The organism is Oleiphilus sp. HI0123 (assembly GCF_001635315.1).
On sequence record NZ_LWGE01001092.1, the window covers coordinates 1 to 14,748 of the forward strand.

Sequence of the window (14,748 nt, forward strand, 5' to 3'; positions counted from 1 at the left end):
GCGAGAGCAGGTTGACGTAATATAAGCCCAGGCCGACACCATAATGTTCTCGATTGTGTTCGTTATTTAATTGCCCGACTTCGGTAAAGATCCGCTTATGGTCTCGCGGGTCTATTCCGATGCCTGTATCTGATACTTCAAAGATAATGCGTTGTCCGCTAGTGGGGTTGAAGTCAGTGTTAAGGCGAATGTTGACGCTACCGCTTTGAGTGAATTTGATGGCATTATCAACAAGGTGCTGCAGCATTGAATAAATTTTCTTTTCATCGCTTAGCATTGTTAGGCCATCAGGGTAATCAATTGAGAAGTCCAAGCCTTTTTCAAGCGCTGCTTGCCTGAAGTTGGTTTCGAGCTTTAAGGCGAGAGAGCTGATATCGAAGTTTTTTGATATCATTCCCTTAGCGCCCAGAGAGGCGCTGGAGATATCGATCAGGGTTGTAATAATTGCGTTGATCTGGTTAGTGCTTTCAAATATTCGGCTAAGGGCATCGATACCAGATTTACCCAAAGGAGTCTCTTCGTCTTTTTTCTTCAGGGCTTTTGAAAAGCCAAGTATTCCATTGAGAGGGGTTCTGAGTTCATGGCTCAAGGTTGTTAAAAAACGGCGTCGAGACTCTTCTGCTTTGCCCAGATTTTCTTCCGTTGCGATTGATTGGGCAAAGCGATTAGCGGTATCGCATAGCATTTTGTAGTGCTTGATTTTACTTAGTAATTCTTTATGGCTAACAGGAGGGTGTATAATTTCGTTGCCGCCTGCTCGATAGTATTTTTCCTTGTCTTCGATGCTGGCCTTGTCAGAGATCAATATTGTAGTGAACGCAGAATCCTTTGCTTGCAGCTTGAAAGAGATGACTAGCTGGATGCAACGAACCATATCATTGGGTTGGTCAAGTATTAAAAACGTTGTAGGAACTTTCAGGAATCTGCTTTTCAGCTCATCTTCATTACTAATTTGCTCGACCTGGTAGCCGCTCGAGATTAGAGCGTCAACGAGAGCTGCGTTATTGTGCTTTCTTTCGCCGTACCAAATGATAGAGGTGAACGTATTGAATGACTTGGGTAAGTTCATGCACTGGACTCTGTTATGTGTTCTTTGCTAGTACTTCATACAGACCTTCCAGTACCAGGCCTAACTCATTCTCGAGGTTCTTAGCGCTATCTTTCATACCTTCAAGTTTGTCACTTGCTTGATAGGCTAGTGCCATTAGTTGTTCTTCCTGATCTTCGTCCAGGCCTAAGGAAAATAGTTTGGCTTCCAGTTCAGTAATCATATCAAGCATAACTTGTCGAACAGTGACATCATGTTCAGCAAGTTTATTGGTTAGCTGTTTGACCTGTTTTTCGGTCATACCTATAGCGCGGCCTAGTACATCTTTACGCTGGTCGGTCATTGATATTTGAGATTGAAGTGTGAGCAGTCGGCCATCGCAGATGCTTGATAAAACTGCGAGGTGATCTTTGAAACGACCGTAGCGGCTTTCATCGTCAACTGGCATATCATTTATAAGTACACCCATGGAGTCGCTGCAAACCATCGTTCAGACGCCAATGCTGATAATTCGCTCTTTAGAGTTTCTGAATTTGCTTAGTACGCGAGCTTCCATAGAGTCTTGCGAGCAATTAATAAAAACACTAGGGGTGCCATAGATGACAGCGGATGCGCTCAAGCCGAAGCCTGATGCAACTTCACATAGTTTTTGTCCAATGCCTTCCAGTGTTGTGATTTCCTGAGAGGTTTTCACGAATTCGATTATTTGGCCAAGCTCGCTACTTGATGTCATGGCTTCCATGGCAACTTTCATGGCGTTGCTGGCATCTTCCTTCGCTTTGTTTGTTTCGGCTTGGTGATCTATAAAGTAATTGACTCGTTCAAGCACTCGCTCCGGGTCAATTGGTTTGGTGATGTATTCGTTGCCGCCTGCTTCAAAGCCCGCAAGATGTTCTTCGACATTATCCATGGCAGAGACGAAAACAATGGGAACAACGCTGCTTTCTTTGTGCTTTCTAAGCTCGGTACAAACTTCGTAGCCAGTCATTCCGGGCATGTTTACGTCTAGCAAAATGATATCAGGTACTTCCTGGCTTACCTGATCCAGGCATTCTTGGCCGGAGCTGCATTCCACGATGTTAAAGTCATCTTCGAGAATCATTTTTAAAAGCACACGGTTTGACTCGACATCATCGACAACCATGATCGTTTTATCTGACATGCACTTTTTCCTGCTAAAAGTAATTTTACCTTTACTGAAGGTAGCACAAATCTCAGTGTTTGCAGATACTAAGTGAACTAAGTTTGCAAAGTGAAAAATGGGCTATAATGTGAATTAGAACTTGCTTGAACCGGCCACCTTTCTTGAAGGTAGGGTAACGGTTGGGTCTAAATTATTAGTATCACTAAGGAACATACATTGAATATTATTCAGCAAGGCTTCAATGCTTGTCTGCCTTCGATGGTTGAGAGTGACCGCGACTTTATTCATTTCAAGATCATGGCTTTTATGTGTTGTTTGATCTTTGTGATCGGCTTATACAGTCTAATTAAGTGGTCTTCTGTTGGTTACGACGCACTTGCCGCCTGGGCATGGTTGCTGGTCATTGGTGAGCCTCTATTGCTAATTGCGAACAAGATGGATCGCTTTCCTAGAATGCTGATAGCAAATACACAGGTATTCCTGGCATCTACGTATTGTGCTTGCCTGGTTTATTATCTTGGCGGTCTGCAGTCAGCTCATTTTTACTGGCCTGTTGTATTGATCGGTTTAGCGTTTACGGTATGTGACCGAAAGTGGGGTGCCTTTTGGAGTGCGGTAATGTTTGCCGAAGTAGTTGTGTTTATCGTGTTGGAGCGCGGTGGGTACGAGCTTCCTGTGTTTGAGTTGAGTGATAAGCAAGATAAAATTAATACTTACTCTGGTTTTTTATTGCCAGTTCTGGCCCAGGCTTTTAGTCTTGCGTATATGTTTAAGCTTAGAAATGAGGCGCTTGAGTTTGCTGCCGAGTCAACCAAAGAGTCATGCTATCAAGCCGAGAAGGCTAAAGCATTAACTGACCAGTTACAGACCATTTTAGAGCAAGCGAGCCATTCGGCTAAAGCTTTGCTTGATACTTCTTCTCGTTTATCTTCTACGACAAAGATTATGAATGATGATAGTCAATCTATTAGCGAGAGGGTTGATATCCAATTAGAGTCCTCGCATGAAATGAATAATACGCTTCAAGATATGGCTAACTCGGTTAAACAGACCGCTACAGCAATGGAGGTGGTTCGCCTTAAGTCTGAGCAAGTGCAGAAAAATACGATTTCTAGTAGTGAGTCGATGCGAGAGACTATCGACTGCATGGAAAAAATAAAGGACGGTAATAATGATATTCTGGAATTTATGGGCGTGATTACCGCTATCGCAGAGCAAACAAACTTGCTGGCGCTAAATGCTGCAATCGAAGCCGCTCGCGCTGGTGATCAGGGGCGTGGATTTGCGGTTGTGGCGGATGAGGTCAGGACGCTCTCGCACAAAAGTAACGAGTCGGCAGAAAAAATACGCCTGCTTCTGGCTGTTGCGGAAGAGAGTATCGACCAGGGCTGTATGGTTGTGAACGAAACGGGTAATCGCCTGGAGGCCGTCACCTCCGAAGTCGAAGATATTGCCCGAGAGATAAATGTTTCAGCCGATGCGATGGGTATGCAAAGTCAAGGTATTGAGGGTGTTGTGAGCAATAGTCAGTATCTAGATGAGGCTTGCCAGGAAAACGCAGACTTTTCTGCAAAGCTGGCGTCAAACGCCCAGTCGTTGCTTGATATAGCTGAACACCTGGGGTCACTGTCTTATACAATGAGTGATACTGTTAGTCAGGCATCAAATATGAAGCGTAGCTAAGTCTCTTCTTGATTGTTTGGTTTGGTTTGCTGCGCTAATGCCCAGTCGATATGTTCTGCGACCAAGGGGGAGGCAGTTTCTCTACTTCGTTTTAAGGCTGCAACGATAACTAATGACTGTGGCGCATTTCCAAGTGCGACGGCTATATTTCTTAACCAGGATTCGTAGCCCGCTCTGCGAATGGGTGATCCTGCGGTATTCGTTAGGAAGGTTTCTTCATTCCAAGAGAATAACTCTAGCAGAGTGATATCATCTAGCTTGTTTCGGGGGCTAAAGTCTGTCTCTTGGCTGGGTTTTCTGAACTTGTTCCAAGGGCAGACGAGTTGGCAATCATCGCAACCAAAGATTCTGTTCCCCATAGGCTTTCTTAGCTCTAGCGGAATCCTACCTTTTAACTCAATTGTTAGATAAGAAATGCAGCGCTTAGCATCTAGTAAGTACGGTCCTTCAAATGCTTTTGTCGGGCAGGCAGTGAGGCAGGCCTTACAGCTACCACAGTGTTCCTCTATGTATGGTTTACTTATTGGAAGAGGGAGGTCGGTATATATTTCCCCCAGAAAAAACCAGGAACCCGCTTCACGACTGATAAGCATAGTATTTTTACCGAACCAGCCTAAACCCGCTTTCTGGGCAAAGGCTCGTTCAAGTACAGGTGCGCTGTCGACAAAAGCTCTAAAGCTGTAGCTTTCCGCTTTTTGTTTTATATGTTCGATCAGCTTTTTTAGCCTCGAGCGGATTAGCTTATGATAGTCACGCCCCAAGGAATAGCGGGATATATAGGCTTTTTCTTTTTCGTTCAAAAGGCCTAGAGGAGAGTTTGGGTCGCTTAGATAATTCATGCGCAAGGAAATAACCCTAAGCGTGCCGGGAACTAATTCATCAGCCTGCCAGCGTTTGCTTCCATGCTTTTCCATATAATCCAGGTCTGCATGAAAACCTCTATCGAGCCAGTCTTTGTATCGTTCTATATGAATGTCTAGGTCATTAGTTGTGATGCCAAATTGCTGAAACCCAAGTTCTAGCGCTTTTTTTTGGATTGACTGCTCAAGTTCTAGCAGCTCGTTGTGAGTAAGATTGGGCTTAGTGTTTTGCATCGAATCTATTCTAGCGGCATCTTTGTGTAAGTCTGACGATGTTTTGCTATACTTAACAGTTAACTAGGAATGTTTGTTCAGCAAATACATTAATAAGCAATGTGTTACGACGCTATTATGGCATAAACGTGCAGCAGAACCTGCTTTTTGTGTCTGCAAAGAGCGCTTGTTTTAATATTTGTTTATGGATTATAGGGCAAGAGAGTGAATCGATATAGGGTGCGAGTATGACAAAAGCGGCTATTGGGCTTGTATTGGTTGACGAGTCAGCGACAGTAGCATTAGGACGCTTGTTATTCAGTGTCATCGATGAGCATTGTTTTCATCAAGGTGTGGTGAGTATCTTTTTGCACGGTGACCTCGGAATGGGTAAGACAACCTTAACTAGGGGGATTCTCGAAGGTGCAGGGCACTTTGGTAAGGTGAAGAGTCCGACTTATACGATTGTTGAACCCTATGAATTACAGAATGTGCAAGTTAATCATTTTGACTTGTATCGTTTGGGCGACCCCGAAGAGCTAGAATTTATGGGGGTGCGTGATTATTTTGAAGTGCCTCATGACGGTCAGGAAAAGCAGTTGTGTGTTATTGAGTGGCCTGATAAAGGCCAGGGTTTCTTGCCTGAGGCCGATTTTGAAGTCGATTTGAGCTGCACCGGGCGTGGTCGCCTTTGTAAGATTACTGCAGATGGCGAGATTCTTTCAGTATTGAAAGAGGTTAGTTTAAGGCCGGGCTCGGGTTTGGTAGTGAGTAATGTTTCATGCTGAGTAATTATAATTTGAGTTCATGTGGTTTCAAGCATGTCTTTTGTGATTGAGTAGAGAGCTGAATTTAATGAAAGTTCGTACTAGTAGAGTTAGCTTCCTGGCAAAGGTGCTTGTTCTGTTCGCTGCCTTTACGTTTATGGCTGGCAGTGTAAATGCTGCTCAAGCGAAAGTAACTAATGCGCGTATTTGGGAGTCTCCAGAGTATATTCGTTTAGTTCTGGATTTATCACACCCGGTAAAGCATAAAATCATGATGCTGAAGAATCCCTCGCGTTTGGTTTTGGATATTAATGATGCTGATAAGGCGCTTAAGTTTGATAGTTTGAATCTCAAAGGTACGCCTATTTCCGGAGTGCGCAGTGCACGTAGAAATAAAGATGATCTTAGGGTTGTATTGGACTTAAAAGAAGAGGCTGAAACGAAAAGCTTTTTGCTAAAGCCAAATCAGAAGTACGGAAATCGTCTGGTTGTTGATTTATATACGAAAACAAAAAAGCTAAATGAAGCGCGCAAGAATGTTGTTAAGAAAGTGCCTGCGGGTCAGAAACGAGACATTATCGTTGTTATAGATCCAGGGCATGGTGGGGAAGACCCGGGTGCCATCGGCCCGAATCGTATAAAAGAAAAAGATGTCGTGTTGGCAATTGCTAAAGAATTGAGAAAGCAGATTAATGCTCAAAAAGGCTTTAAAGCTTACCTGACCAGAGAGCGGGATTATTATATTGGTTTGCGCAAGCGTACCCGGATTGCCAGAAAGCATAATACTGACTTGTTAGTGTCTATTCATGCTGATGCATTTAAGAAAGCCCAGGCACACGGTGCATCAGTTTTTGCCTTGTCAAACCGTGGCGCGACCAGTGAGACAGCTCGTTGGTTAGCGCAAAAAGAGAATTCTGCCGATTTAATAGGCGGCGTGGGTGGTGTAAGTTTGGAAGACAAGGATGACGTTCTAGCGAGCGTACTCTTGGACCTTTCTTCCACGGCAAGTTTAAAAGCGAGTTTAGGCGTAGGTAGTAAGGTATTAAGCTCCATGGGCAATGTTGCTCGTTTGCATAAGCGTTCGGTTCAGCAGGCAGGTTTTGTGGTGTTGAAGTCACCAGATATTCCATCAATATTGGTTGAGACAGGATTTATTTCAAATCCGGCAGAGTCCAAGAGATTAAAGTCGTCAAAGTATCAGCGGAAAATGGCCAAGGCGATAAAGGGCGGAATTCTCGCTTACTTTAATGACGCGCCACCTCCGGGAACGCTATTGGCATGGAATAAGGGTGGCAATAGTGTAGTGAACCAAAGTGTTGCTCAAAGCACTAAATCAAAAGCCACGAATTTCAAGAAGTATGTTGTTCGAAAAGGTGATACCCTTTCCCATATTGCGATGCGCAATGATGTATCGCTTACAGAGCTTCGTCGTTTGAATCGGCTTCGCTCTGATAATGTATGGGTTGGTCAACGCTTGTCGCTACCTTCCTCGTAAGCTTCCGTTTTTGATTAGATTTTCAGATTTCTTCTATGAGTAAAATTCATAAGCTATCCGCGCGCCTAGCAAACCAGATAGCTGCAGGTGAAGTGGTGGAGCGTCCTGCTTCTGTTGTAAAAGAATTATTAGAAAACGCCTTGGATGCGGGTGGACGCAAAATATTGGTCCAGGTTGAGCAAGGCGGTGTTAAGCGAATTTTAGTTCGTGATGACGGTGAAGGCATGGGCAAAGATGATTTACCTCTATCCTTAAGTCGTCACGCTACCAGTAAAATTGAATCCCTGGATGATCTGGAAACCGTCGCGACCTTAGGGTTTAGGGGGGAAGCCTTAGCAAGTATTAGTTCGGTTTCCCGTTTAGCTCTTAGTTCAAAAACAGACAATGCAGAGCAGGGTTGGCAAGCGGTTACTGAGGGGCGAGATATGGAAGCCCGATTAAGTCCTGTTGCTCATAATCGAGGGACAAGTGTCGATGTTAGAGACTTGTTTTTTAATACGCCTGCTCGAAGAAAGTTTTTGCGGACAGAAAAGACTGAATTCAATCATTTAGAAGAAGTGCTCAAACGGCAAGCGTTGAGCCGTTTTGAAGTAAGTTTTGAGTTGGTTCACAATCAGAAAGTTGTGCATAGTCTGCGTCCAGCGCCGACGATCAAGGAAAAACAACTGCGTATCGCTGCCTTATGTGGCAAACCCTTTATGGAGAATGCGGTTGATATTGATGTGGAGGCAACGGGGCTTAAGTTATGGGGCTGGGTAGCTAAACCAACCTTCTCAAGAAGTCAGGCTGACTTGCAGTACTTTTACGTTAATGGTCGTGTTATCAGGGATCGTTTGGTGAGTCATGCTGTAAAGCAGGCTTATCGTGATGTCTTATATCATGGGCGTCACCCTGCCTTTGTTTTGTATCTAGAGCTTGATCCTGCGCTGGTTGATGTCAATGTTCATCCGACCAAGCATGAGGTTCGTTTTAGGGATGGGCGCTTAGTTCACGATTTTATATTCAGAAGTCTTCATAAGGCGCTTGCGGATATTCGACCAGAAGAATTGGCCGCTCCTGAAGATGGTTCGGCACCGAATCGCGACTTGTCAAATATTCAGGCAAGTACTTCGCTTCAAGCTCAGGCTAGTGCTTTTACGCCGAGTTATGGTTCTCAGTCAGCAATGTCTTTGGGAGTCCAGGGAGTTAGTAGTGCGGTGACTGGCGCTGGCCAAGGTGTGGGAAGTGCTTCGCCATCAATGTTGCAAACATCTGGCCAGGGTGTTTCGGAGGTTCTATCTCAATATAAAGCCCTTCACCCTGATCAGAACCTTGGTCAGCAGCAAGAAGCTGTTGATGGGCGTGAACACCCATTAGGTTTTGCTATTGCTCAGCTTCATGGGATTTATATTCTCGCTCAGAATAGTAGTGGTTTGATTGTTGTAGATATGCACGCAGCTCATGAGCGGATTACTTATGAGCGAATGAAAAATGATTTTTATAGTGATGGAATCAAGGCTCAGCCCCTGCTTGTGCCGATGAATATCTCTCTAAGTCAACGAGAGGCTTCTGTTGCTGAAGAATGTGCCGGGGACTTACAGAAATTTGGTTTGGGCCTAGAACGGTCTGGTCCGGAAAGTATCGTTATTCGTCAGGTGCCAGTGATACTTCAGCAGGTGAATGTTGATCAGCTAGTAAGAGACTTGTTGAGTGATATGATTACGCACGGATACTCCGACCAGCTAGAGGCAAAAGCGAATGAGTTGATGTCGACTATGGCTTGTCATGGTTCGGTAAGGGCCAATCGATCGTTGACGATACCGGAGATGAACGCTTTGCTGAGAGATATGGAAGAAACTGAGCGCAGTGGTCAGTGTAACCATGGCCGCCCAACCTGGACCGCACTGTCTATGGGTGAGCTGGATAAGTTATTTCTGCGGGGGCGTTAAGATGTTGCGAATACCTTCTTTAAGGCTTTATCAATGAGCTTGCCTAGTGCAATTTGTCTAATGGGGCCGACAGCGGCGGGTAAGACAGACCTGGCAGTCTCTCTTCATGAAACCTTAGCTTGCGACATTATCAGTGTGGACTCTGCCTTGATATATCGAGGCATGGATATCGGTACGGCAAAACCCGAAAAAGAATTGTTGGCGCGCGCTCCACACCGACTGATTGATATTATTGCTGCTAAAGACAGTTATTCGGTAGCTCGGTTTTATGATGATGCGCTAAGAGAGATGCAGGAAATAACAAGTCGTGGACGCACACCTTTATTGGTGGGCGGTACGATGATGTACTACAAAGTTTTGCAGAATGGTATCGCATCCTTGCCTTGTGCTGATGACAAGGTTCGCGCAGCGATATCTCTTGATGCTGAAAAGCATGGCTGGCCTTATGTTCATGAGCAGCTGGCGCTAGTCGACCCCGAATCTGCCGCGCGCCTAAAACCAACTGATTCCCAGCGTCTTCAAAGAGCTTTGGAGGTTTTTCGGGTAACAGGAAAGACGCTGACTCAGTTTTGGCAGGATCAGCAAAGTCAATCAGAGAGTGGCGCAATTCCGCCAGCCCCCTATGAATTCATTAACCTCTCAATTGCACCGAGTGATCGTTCCGAGCTGCATCAACGTATTGCTCTACGCTTTGATATTATGTTGAAGAGTGGTTTTATCGAAGAGGTTGAAGGGTTTTACCACTCTGGAGAGGTGACAGCAGATATGCCTTCAATGCGTTGTGTTGGCTATAGGCAGGTTTGGGATTACCTAGATGGCAAGTTAACGAAAGATGAAATGCGAGAAAGGGGGGTTATTGCAACTCGACAACTCGCTAAAAGGCAGCTAACTTGGTTGAGGTCTTGGCCAAATTTGCACCAATTAGAGACGAATGATGTAAAAGTGCTGGCTAAAGCGCGAGAAATAATTGAAAATGCTAAATATTAAGACGCATCTCACATAAAAAATGAAAAAAATGCGTTAAATGGAATAAAATAGATTTATTAAAAAAATACTAGGAGATAATAAAATGTCTAAGGGTCACTCTCTTCAAGATCCATATTTGAATGCACTTCGTAAAGAGCGAATTCCTGTTTCAATATTTCTTGTTAACGGCATTAAGCTACAAGGCCAGATTGAGTCATTTGACCAGTTTGTCATTTTACTTAAAAACACTGTTAGCCAAATGGTGTATAAGCACGCTATTTCAACGGTTGTACCTGCACGTAATGTTCGCGTTGCAACACCTGAAGAACAAGAGTCATAGTCTATCTTGACTCTATCCCCACTATCAGACTTTTATCGTCGCTTAGCTTTTTTGCCCGCCGGAGTAGTAATTAAACGTGTTTGACCGTCCCGACTCCGGTGAGCTGGCTATACTGGTTCATATTGATTTTAACTCTGAAAAAGAACGTGAAGACCCTGATGAATTCAAGGAGTTAGTGTCTTCTGCTGGGGTTGAAACGCTAGCAGTCATTACTGGCTCTAGAGATAAGCCGGATGCCCGGCACTTTGTTGGTAAGGGTAAGCTGGAAGAAATACAGTTCGAGTTAGAGCATGGTGAGGCAGATGTTGTGCTGTTTAATCATGCTTTGTCACCAAGTCAGCAGCGAAATCTTGAAGCGGCCCTGGAGTGTAGAATTATCGACCGTACAGGTATCATTTTGGATATCTTTGCTCAGCGGGCGAGAACTCACGAAGGTAAGCTGCAGGTCGAACTTGCTCAGTTAGAATATATGTCGACGAGATTGATTCGCGGCTGGACCCACTTGGAGCGTCAAAAGGGTGGTATCGGTTTACGAGGGCCGGGTGAGACTCAGTTAGAAAGTGATAGACGTTTACTTCGCGGTCGTATCAAGACTATTACCTCACGTCTGGAGAAAGTTCGTAAACAGCGTGACCAAGGTCGTAGAGCACGCACCCGTGCAGAAATACCAACAGTATCCTTGGTTGGTTATACCAATGCTGGTAAATCTACTTTATTCAATCGAGTCACTGAAGCGGATGTTTATGCTGCCGACCAGCTGTTTGCAACCTTGGACCCGACTTTAAGAAAGTTGAACCTGCCGGATATCGGCAACGCTATTTTGGTTGATACCGTTGGTTTTATTAGACATCTCCCGCATAAATTGGTAGATGCCTTCCGGGCAACGCTTGAAGAAACCTGCAACGCTACGCTTCTTTTGCATGTCATTGATTGTCATGATGAAGGTCGCATGGATAATATTGAGCAGGTGGAGCATGTTCTTAAGGAGATTGGTGCGGATAAGGTTCCGACTTTAAAGGTTTATAATAAGCTAGATCTATTAGACGGTCGTGAGCCGAGAATAGATAGAGATGAAGACGGTGTGCCGCAGCGAGTATGGGTGTCTGCTTATACGGGTGCTGGTGTAGATCTGCTTAATCAAGCGATTATTGAAATTCTTGGTGATGAAATAGTTCATCAGAAAATTAAACTTGACCCTTCTAAAGGTGGAAAACTAAGAGCCTTGTTTTATGCTGCATCGGTCGTGCAGGATGAAAGCTATGATGAAGAAGGCGGGCTAGTTCTAGAGATTCGCTTACAGCGCCTCGATTACGAAAGACTGCTTCGCCAAGCTGAAGTTAATGAATCTGATTTAGATATCACTAACTTGTAATCACAAGCTATCCAGCCCGATAAAAGGCACTAAAATGTCACGCATTTGACTGAAAACGTGCAGCCAAATGTGCGTCAAGTCAGAAAATTACATTTCTCAAAAAAACTTACACTAAGTTATGTAAGTACTTCTGTTAAAAATAAAAAGCTGTGCTATGTTTTATGGATAGCGAACTTCTTTTCTAGGAATTCATCGTAAGATATTGATATTTTAGGCATTGCCAAATTGAGGATAAGATATGTTTCTTAATAAATCAGTGGTTTCATCGCTGAGCATGGCGCTTTTGCTAAGTGCATGTAGCGGAAGTGACGGTTTTGGTGTGGGTAATGGTAACCCAGATGATTCAAGTGGTACTGAAACTACTGAAACCGATTCCGGGACGGATACATCACCGACTGCTGACGTGGACGAGAGGTTAGGTTCTGGTTCAGGTAATAGTTTTGATGCTGGTGCAATGGTAACCGGTTTGGCTGACGGTGAGGTGCTTTCTTACGGTGCTAGTACGACGATATCTGTCAATGTAGTTAATGCAGGTAGGGATAATGAATTATTAGCAACGCCAACCTCAGTGAGCTTTAGTTCAGCTTGTGCGACACAAGGATTGGCGACAATTGGTGAATCAGCGTTAAGTTCTGCAGGTGTGGCGACCGTAAATTATACTGCCACATCTTGTACTGGTTCGGATACGATAACAGCAACGACAACTGATGATGAAGGTAATACCTCAACTGCATCCGTAACAATTGATATCTCTAGTTTAGGTTTGGGTAGAAGTTCTGGCGATTCTTTTGTATCGGGTGAAATGACAACGCTAACTGACGGTGTTGATCTAACCTATGGTGGCGACACGGTTGTGTCGGTCAATATTGTTGATACCAACGGTAATACTCTATTTACCTCTAGTTCCGTGTCGGTTAGCTTTACTTCAAATTGTGTGCAGCAAGGCAAGTCGGATATTTCATCTTCGGTTAATACAACGACAGGTACCGCGGTTGCAACGTATACTGCGAATACCTGTGAAGGGCCTGATGTCATTACCGCTACACTAAGTGATGGGACCTCAGCTACAGCAAATATTAACGTAGCAGAGCAAATACTAGGTGAATTAGCTTTTGTATCGGCTGATCCTTCAACCATCGCGTTGAAAGGCAGTGGCTCAAGTGCTCACCCAGAGGTTACAACCGTTACCTTCAGTTTGAACGATGCGACGGGCGAGCCGATGGCAGGTGAAACAATTGAATATTCTCTGTCAACGAATGTGGGGGGGATTACTTTCCCTAATGGCTTATCGACTTATTCTTCGGTAACGGATGAAGAGGGTAATACTTCAGTACAGCTTACTGCTGGTGGCGTTAACATTAGTGTGGCAATCATTGCAACGGTAACTGTTGAGTATGAGGATGGTTCAACTGCAACGACAACTACGACATCTGATTCAATTGCCGTTCTGGGTGGACTTCCTGACCAAGACAGCTTTACTTTATCTGTAGAGACCTTTAACCCTCGTGGTTGGGATATTTCTGGAACAACTTCTCGAATGACTGTGCGCGCAGGTGACCGCTTTAATAATGAGGCTAGAGATGGTACTCAGGTTTCTTTTGTGACAACCGGTGGTCAGATAGTGGGTTCCTGTGAATTAGATAGTGGCTTTTGTTCAGTTGATTGGACAAGTTCGAATCCGCGTCCCGATAACGGTTTAGTGCATATTATGGCACGTACGACTGGAGAGGAGTCATTTATTGATGCGAACTTGAATGGTCAATATGATTTAGGTGAAGTCATAGATGTCGAACTGGACGAAGCTTATATCGATGTTAACTATAATGGTGTGCGTGATGATAATGAGTTCTACTCAGATTTTAACAATAATCAGGTATACGACACTAAGACTAATCCGGGATTTTATCAGGGGGCAAGTTGTACTGAGGCAGCTGAAGAACCTTCGGATCCTGATGACCCTAATTCTCCGTATCATTGTGAGTCGCTAGTCGATGTAAGACGTGTAGCTACGATCTGTATGTCTGAAGATGATGTCGTAATTTCTGATAACTTAGGTGGTGGGGTTCTGGATGCTTCAGCGGGCGCCGCAGGAGTTCTAGTTACAATTACTGATGGTAAAGGGCTAATGCCTGCAAATGGCACTACTGTAGCAGTAAGTGTTGAGGATGGTGAGATTGTAACGGGCCAAAATATTGTAATTCCTAATCAGTGTCCAGTAGATTCTGACGGTAATCCGATTCCGTTTACTAACATGATTATAGTAGAGGCAGATGATGACCCTGCTACTAGCTTCGGTACATTAAAAGTCGCTGTAACACGCGCAGATGGGGTGATTGAAGAACGTTTTATCTCTTTCCTTCACTAGGTTTCTTATTTAATAGTTAGATCTAAATCCTTAATGGGGAAGCATAAGCTTGCCCATTTTTATGTCTGATAAACGCCCACCATAAAAACCGCTTGCTGTCCGTCTCCAAGCACAATACTATGTGCCTCTTGTAAACTAAGACTTTGCCCTCATTAACCACACTTGTGGGCAATTAAGTCACAATACTTTGATTCGTAAGAATCTTTCATGAAACTAATCTAAAAAATGTAACGGAGTCTTCTATGGCCTGGAATGAGCCGGGTGGTAATCGTAATGATAACGACCCTTGGGGTTCTAATAATCGAGGGAATAAAGGCGGCAATAATCAAGGGCCACCTGATCTCGATGAAGCTTTAAAACAACTGATGGATAAGCTGAATGGCTTGTTTGGTTCAGGCCCGAAAAAAACTGGTGGCTCTTCTGGCGGTTCAAGCCAGGGTGCTGGTGGTGTATTTATTTTGGCATTGATTGCGCTGGTCATCTTTTTAGGCTTTAAGTCATTTTATACCATTGATGAGCAGGAAAGAGGCGTTGTCCTTCAATTAGGTAAGTACAACCGAACCTTGG

The 14,748-nt window shown here is 44.3% G+C and carries 13 protein-coding genes; 9 read left to right on the forward strand and 4 right to left on the reverse strand.

Translation table 11 applies throughout. The annotated features are described in order from the left end of the window. The 3 genes from A3761_RS10670 to A3761_RS10680 form a co-directional block, all read right to left on the reverse strand. Positions 1 to 1,069, reverse strand: a 1,069-nt coding sequence (locus tag A3761_RS10670) for a hybrid sensor histidine kinase/response regulator (protein ID WP_197473009.1), incomplete at its 3' end; no start/stop codon positions are given. 13 nt (positions 1,070 to 1,082) lie between these two features. Beyond that, positions 1,083 to 1,517, reverse strand: coding sequence for a hypothetical protein (locus A3761_RS10675; protein ID WP_068514054.1), 435 nt, complete (start codon positions 1,515 to 1,517; stop codon positions 1,083 to 1,085). A 21-nt stretch (positions 1,518 to 1,538) separates the two neighbouring features. Next, complete coding sequence (locus tag A3761_RS10680; RefSeq protein WP_068514958.1) at positions 1,539 to 2,210, reverse strand: PleD family two-component system response regulator; 672 nt, start codon at positions 2,208 to 2,210, stop codon at positions 1,539 to 1,541. 198 nt (positions 2,211 to 2,408) lie between these two features. Between A3761_RS10680 and A3761_RS10685 the strand changes: the two genes are divergently transcribed. Next, positions 2,409 to 3,875 carry a methyl-accepting chemotaxis protein gene (locus A3761_RS10685; protein WP_068514961.1) on the forward strand — a complete coding sequence of 489 codons (1,467 nt, stop codon included), beginning with the start codon at positions 2,409 to 2,411 and terminating at the stop codon, positions 3,873 to 3,875. On the opposite strand, the gene queG is transcribed toward A3761_RS10685, so the two are convergent. After that, complete coding sequence (gene queG, locus A3761_RS10690) at positions 3,872 to 4,969, reverse strand: tRNA epoxyqueuosine(34) reductase QueG (RefSeq protein WP_068511750.1); 1,098 nt, start codon at positions 4,967 to 4,969, stop codon at positions 3,872 to 3,874. The genes A3761_RS10685 and queG overlap by 4 nt on opposite strands. 227 nt (positions 4,970 to 5,196) lie before the next feature. Here queG and tsaE point away from each other — a divergent pair, with 227 nt between their 5' ends. The 8 genes from tsaE to A3761_RS10730 all read left to right on the forward strand — a co-directional run. Then, positions 5,197 to 5,736, forward strand: coding sequence for a tRNA (adenosine(37)-N6)-threonylcarbamoyltransferase complex ATPase subunit type 1 TsaE (gene tsaE / locus A3761_RS10695; protein WP_068511749.1), 540 nt, complete (start codon positions 5,197 to 5,199; stop codon positions 5,734 to 5,736). Positions 5,737 to 5,803: 67 nt separating this feature from the next. Beyond that, positions 5,804 to 7,210, forward strand: a complete 1,407-nt coding sequence (locus A3761_RS10700; RefSeq protein WP_068511747.1) for an N-acetylmuramoyl-L-alanine amidase — start codon at positions 5,804 to 5,806, stop codon at positions 7,208 to 7,210. Between the two features lie 35 nt (positions 7,211 to 7,245). Next, positions 7,246 to 9,138 (forward strand): DNA mismatch repair endonuclease MutL, encoded by a 1,893-nt coding sequence (gene mutL, locus A3761_RS10705; RefSeq protein WP_068514965.1) that lies wholly within the window; start codon positions 7,246 to 7,248, stop codon positions 9,136 to 9,138. Positions 9,139 to 9,171: 33 nt separating this feature from the next. Further along, a complete protein-coding gene (gene miaA / locus A3761_RS10710) occupies positions 9,172 to 10,125 on the forward strand; it encodes a tRNA (adenosine(37)-N6)-dimethylallyltransferase MiaA (RefSeq protein ID WP_068514967.1) in 954 nt (317 codons plus the stop codon). Positions 10,126 to 10,207: 82 nt separating this feature from the next. Next, the gene (hfq, locus tag A3761_RS10715) at positions 10,208 to 10,444 is read left to right on the forward strand and encodes an RNA chaperone Hfq (RefSeq protein ID WP_068514970.1); all 237 of its coding nucleotides are present in this window, start codon (positions 10,208 to 10,210) and stop codon (positions 10,442 to 10,444) included. Positions 10,445 to 10,520: 76 nt separating this feature from the next. Beyond that, a complete protein-coding gene (hflX, locus tag A3761_RS10720) occupies positions 10,521 to 11,816 on the forward strand; it encodes a ribosome rescue GTPase HflX (protein ID WP_068514973.1) in 1,296 nt (431 codons plus the stop codon). A gap of 238 nt (positions 11,817 to 12,054) precedes the next feature. Beyond that, complete coding sequence (locus A3761_RS10725; protein ID WP_068514975.1) at positions 12,055 to 14,181, forward strand: hypothetical protein; 2,127 nt, start codon at positions 12,055 to 12,057, stop codon at positions 14,179 to 14,181. Positions 14,182 to 14,423: 242 nt separating this feature from the next. Next, the coding region (locus A3761_RS10730) for a protease modulator HflK N-terminal domain-containing protein (protein ID WP_197473010.1) at positions 14,424 to 14,748 on the forward strand (325 nt) is incomplete at its 3' end.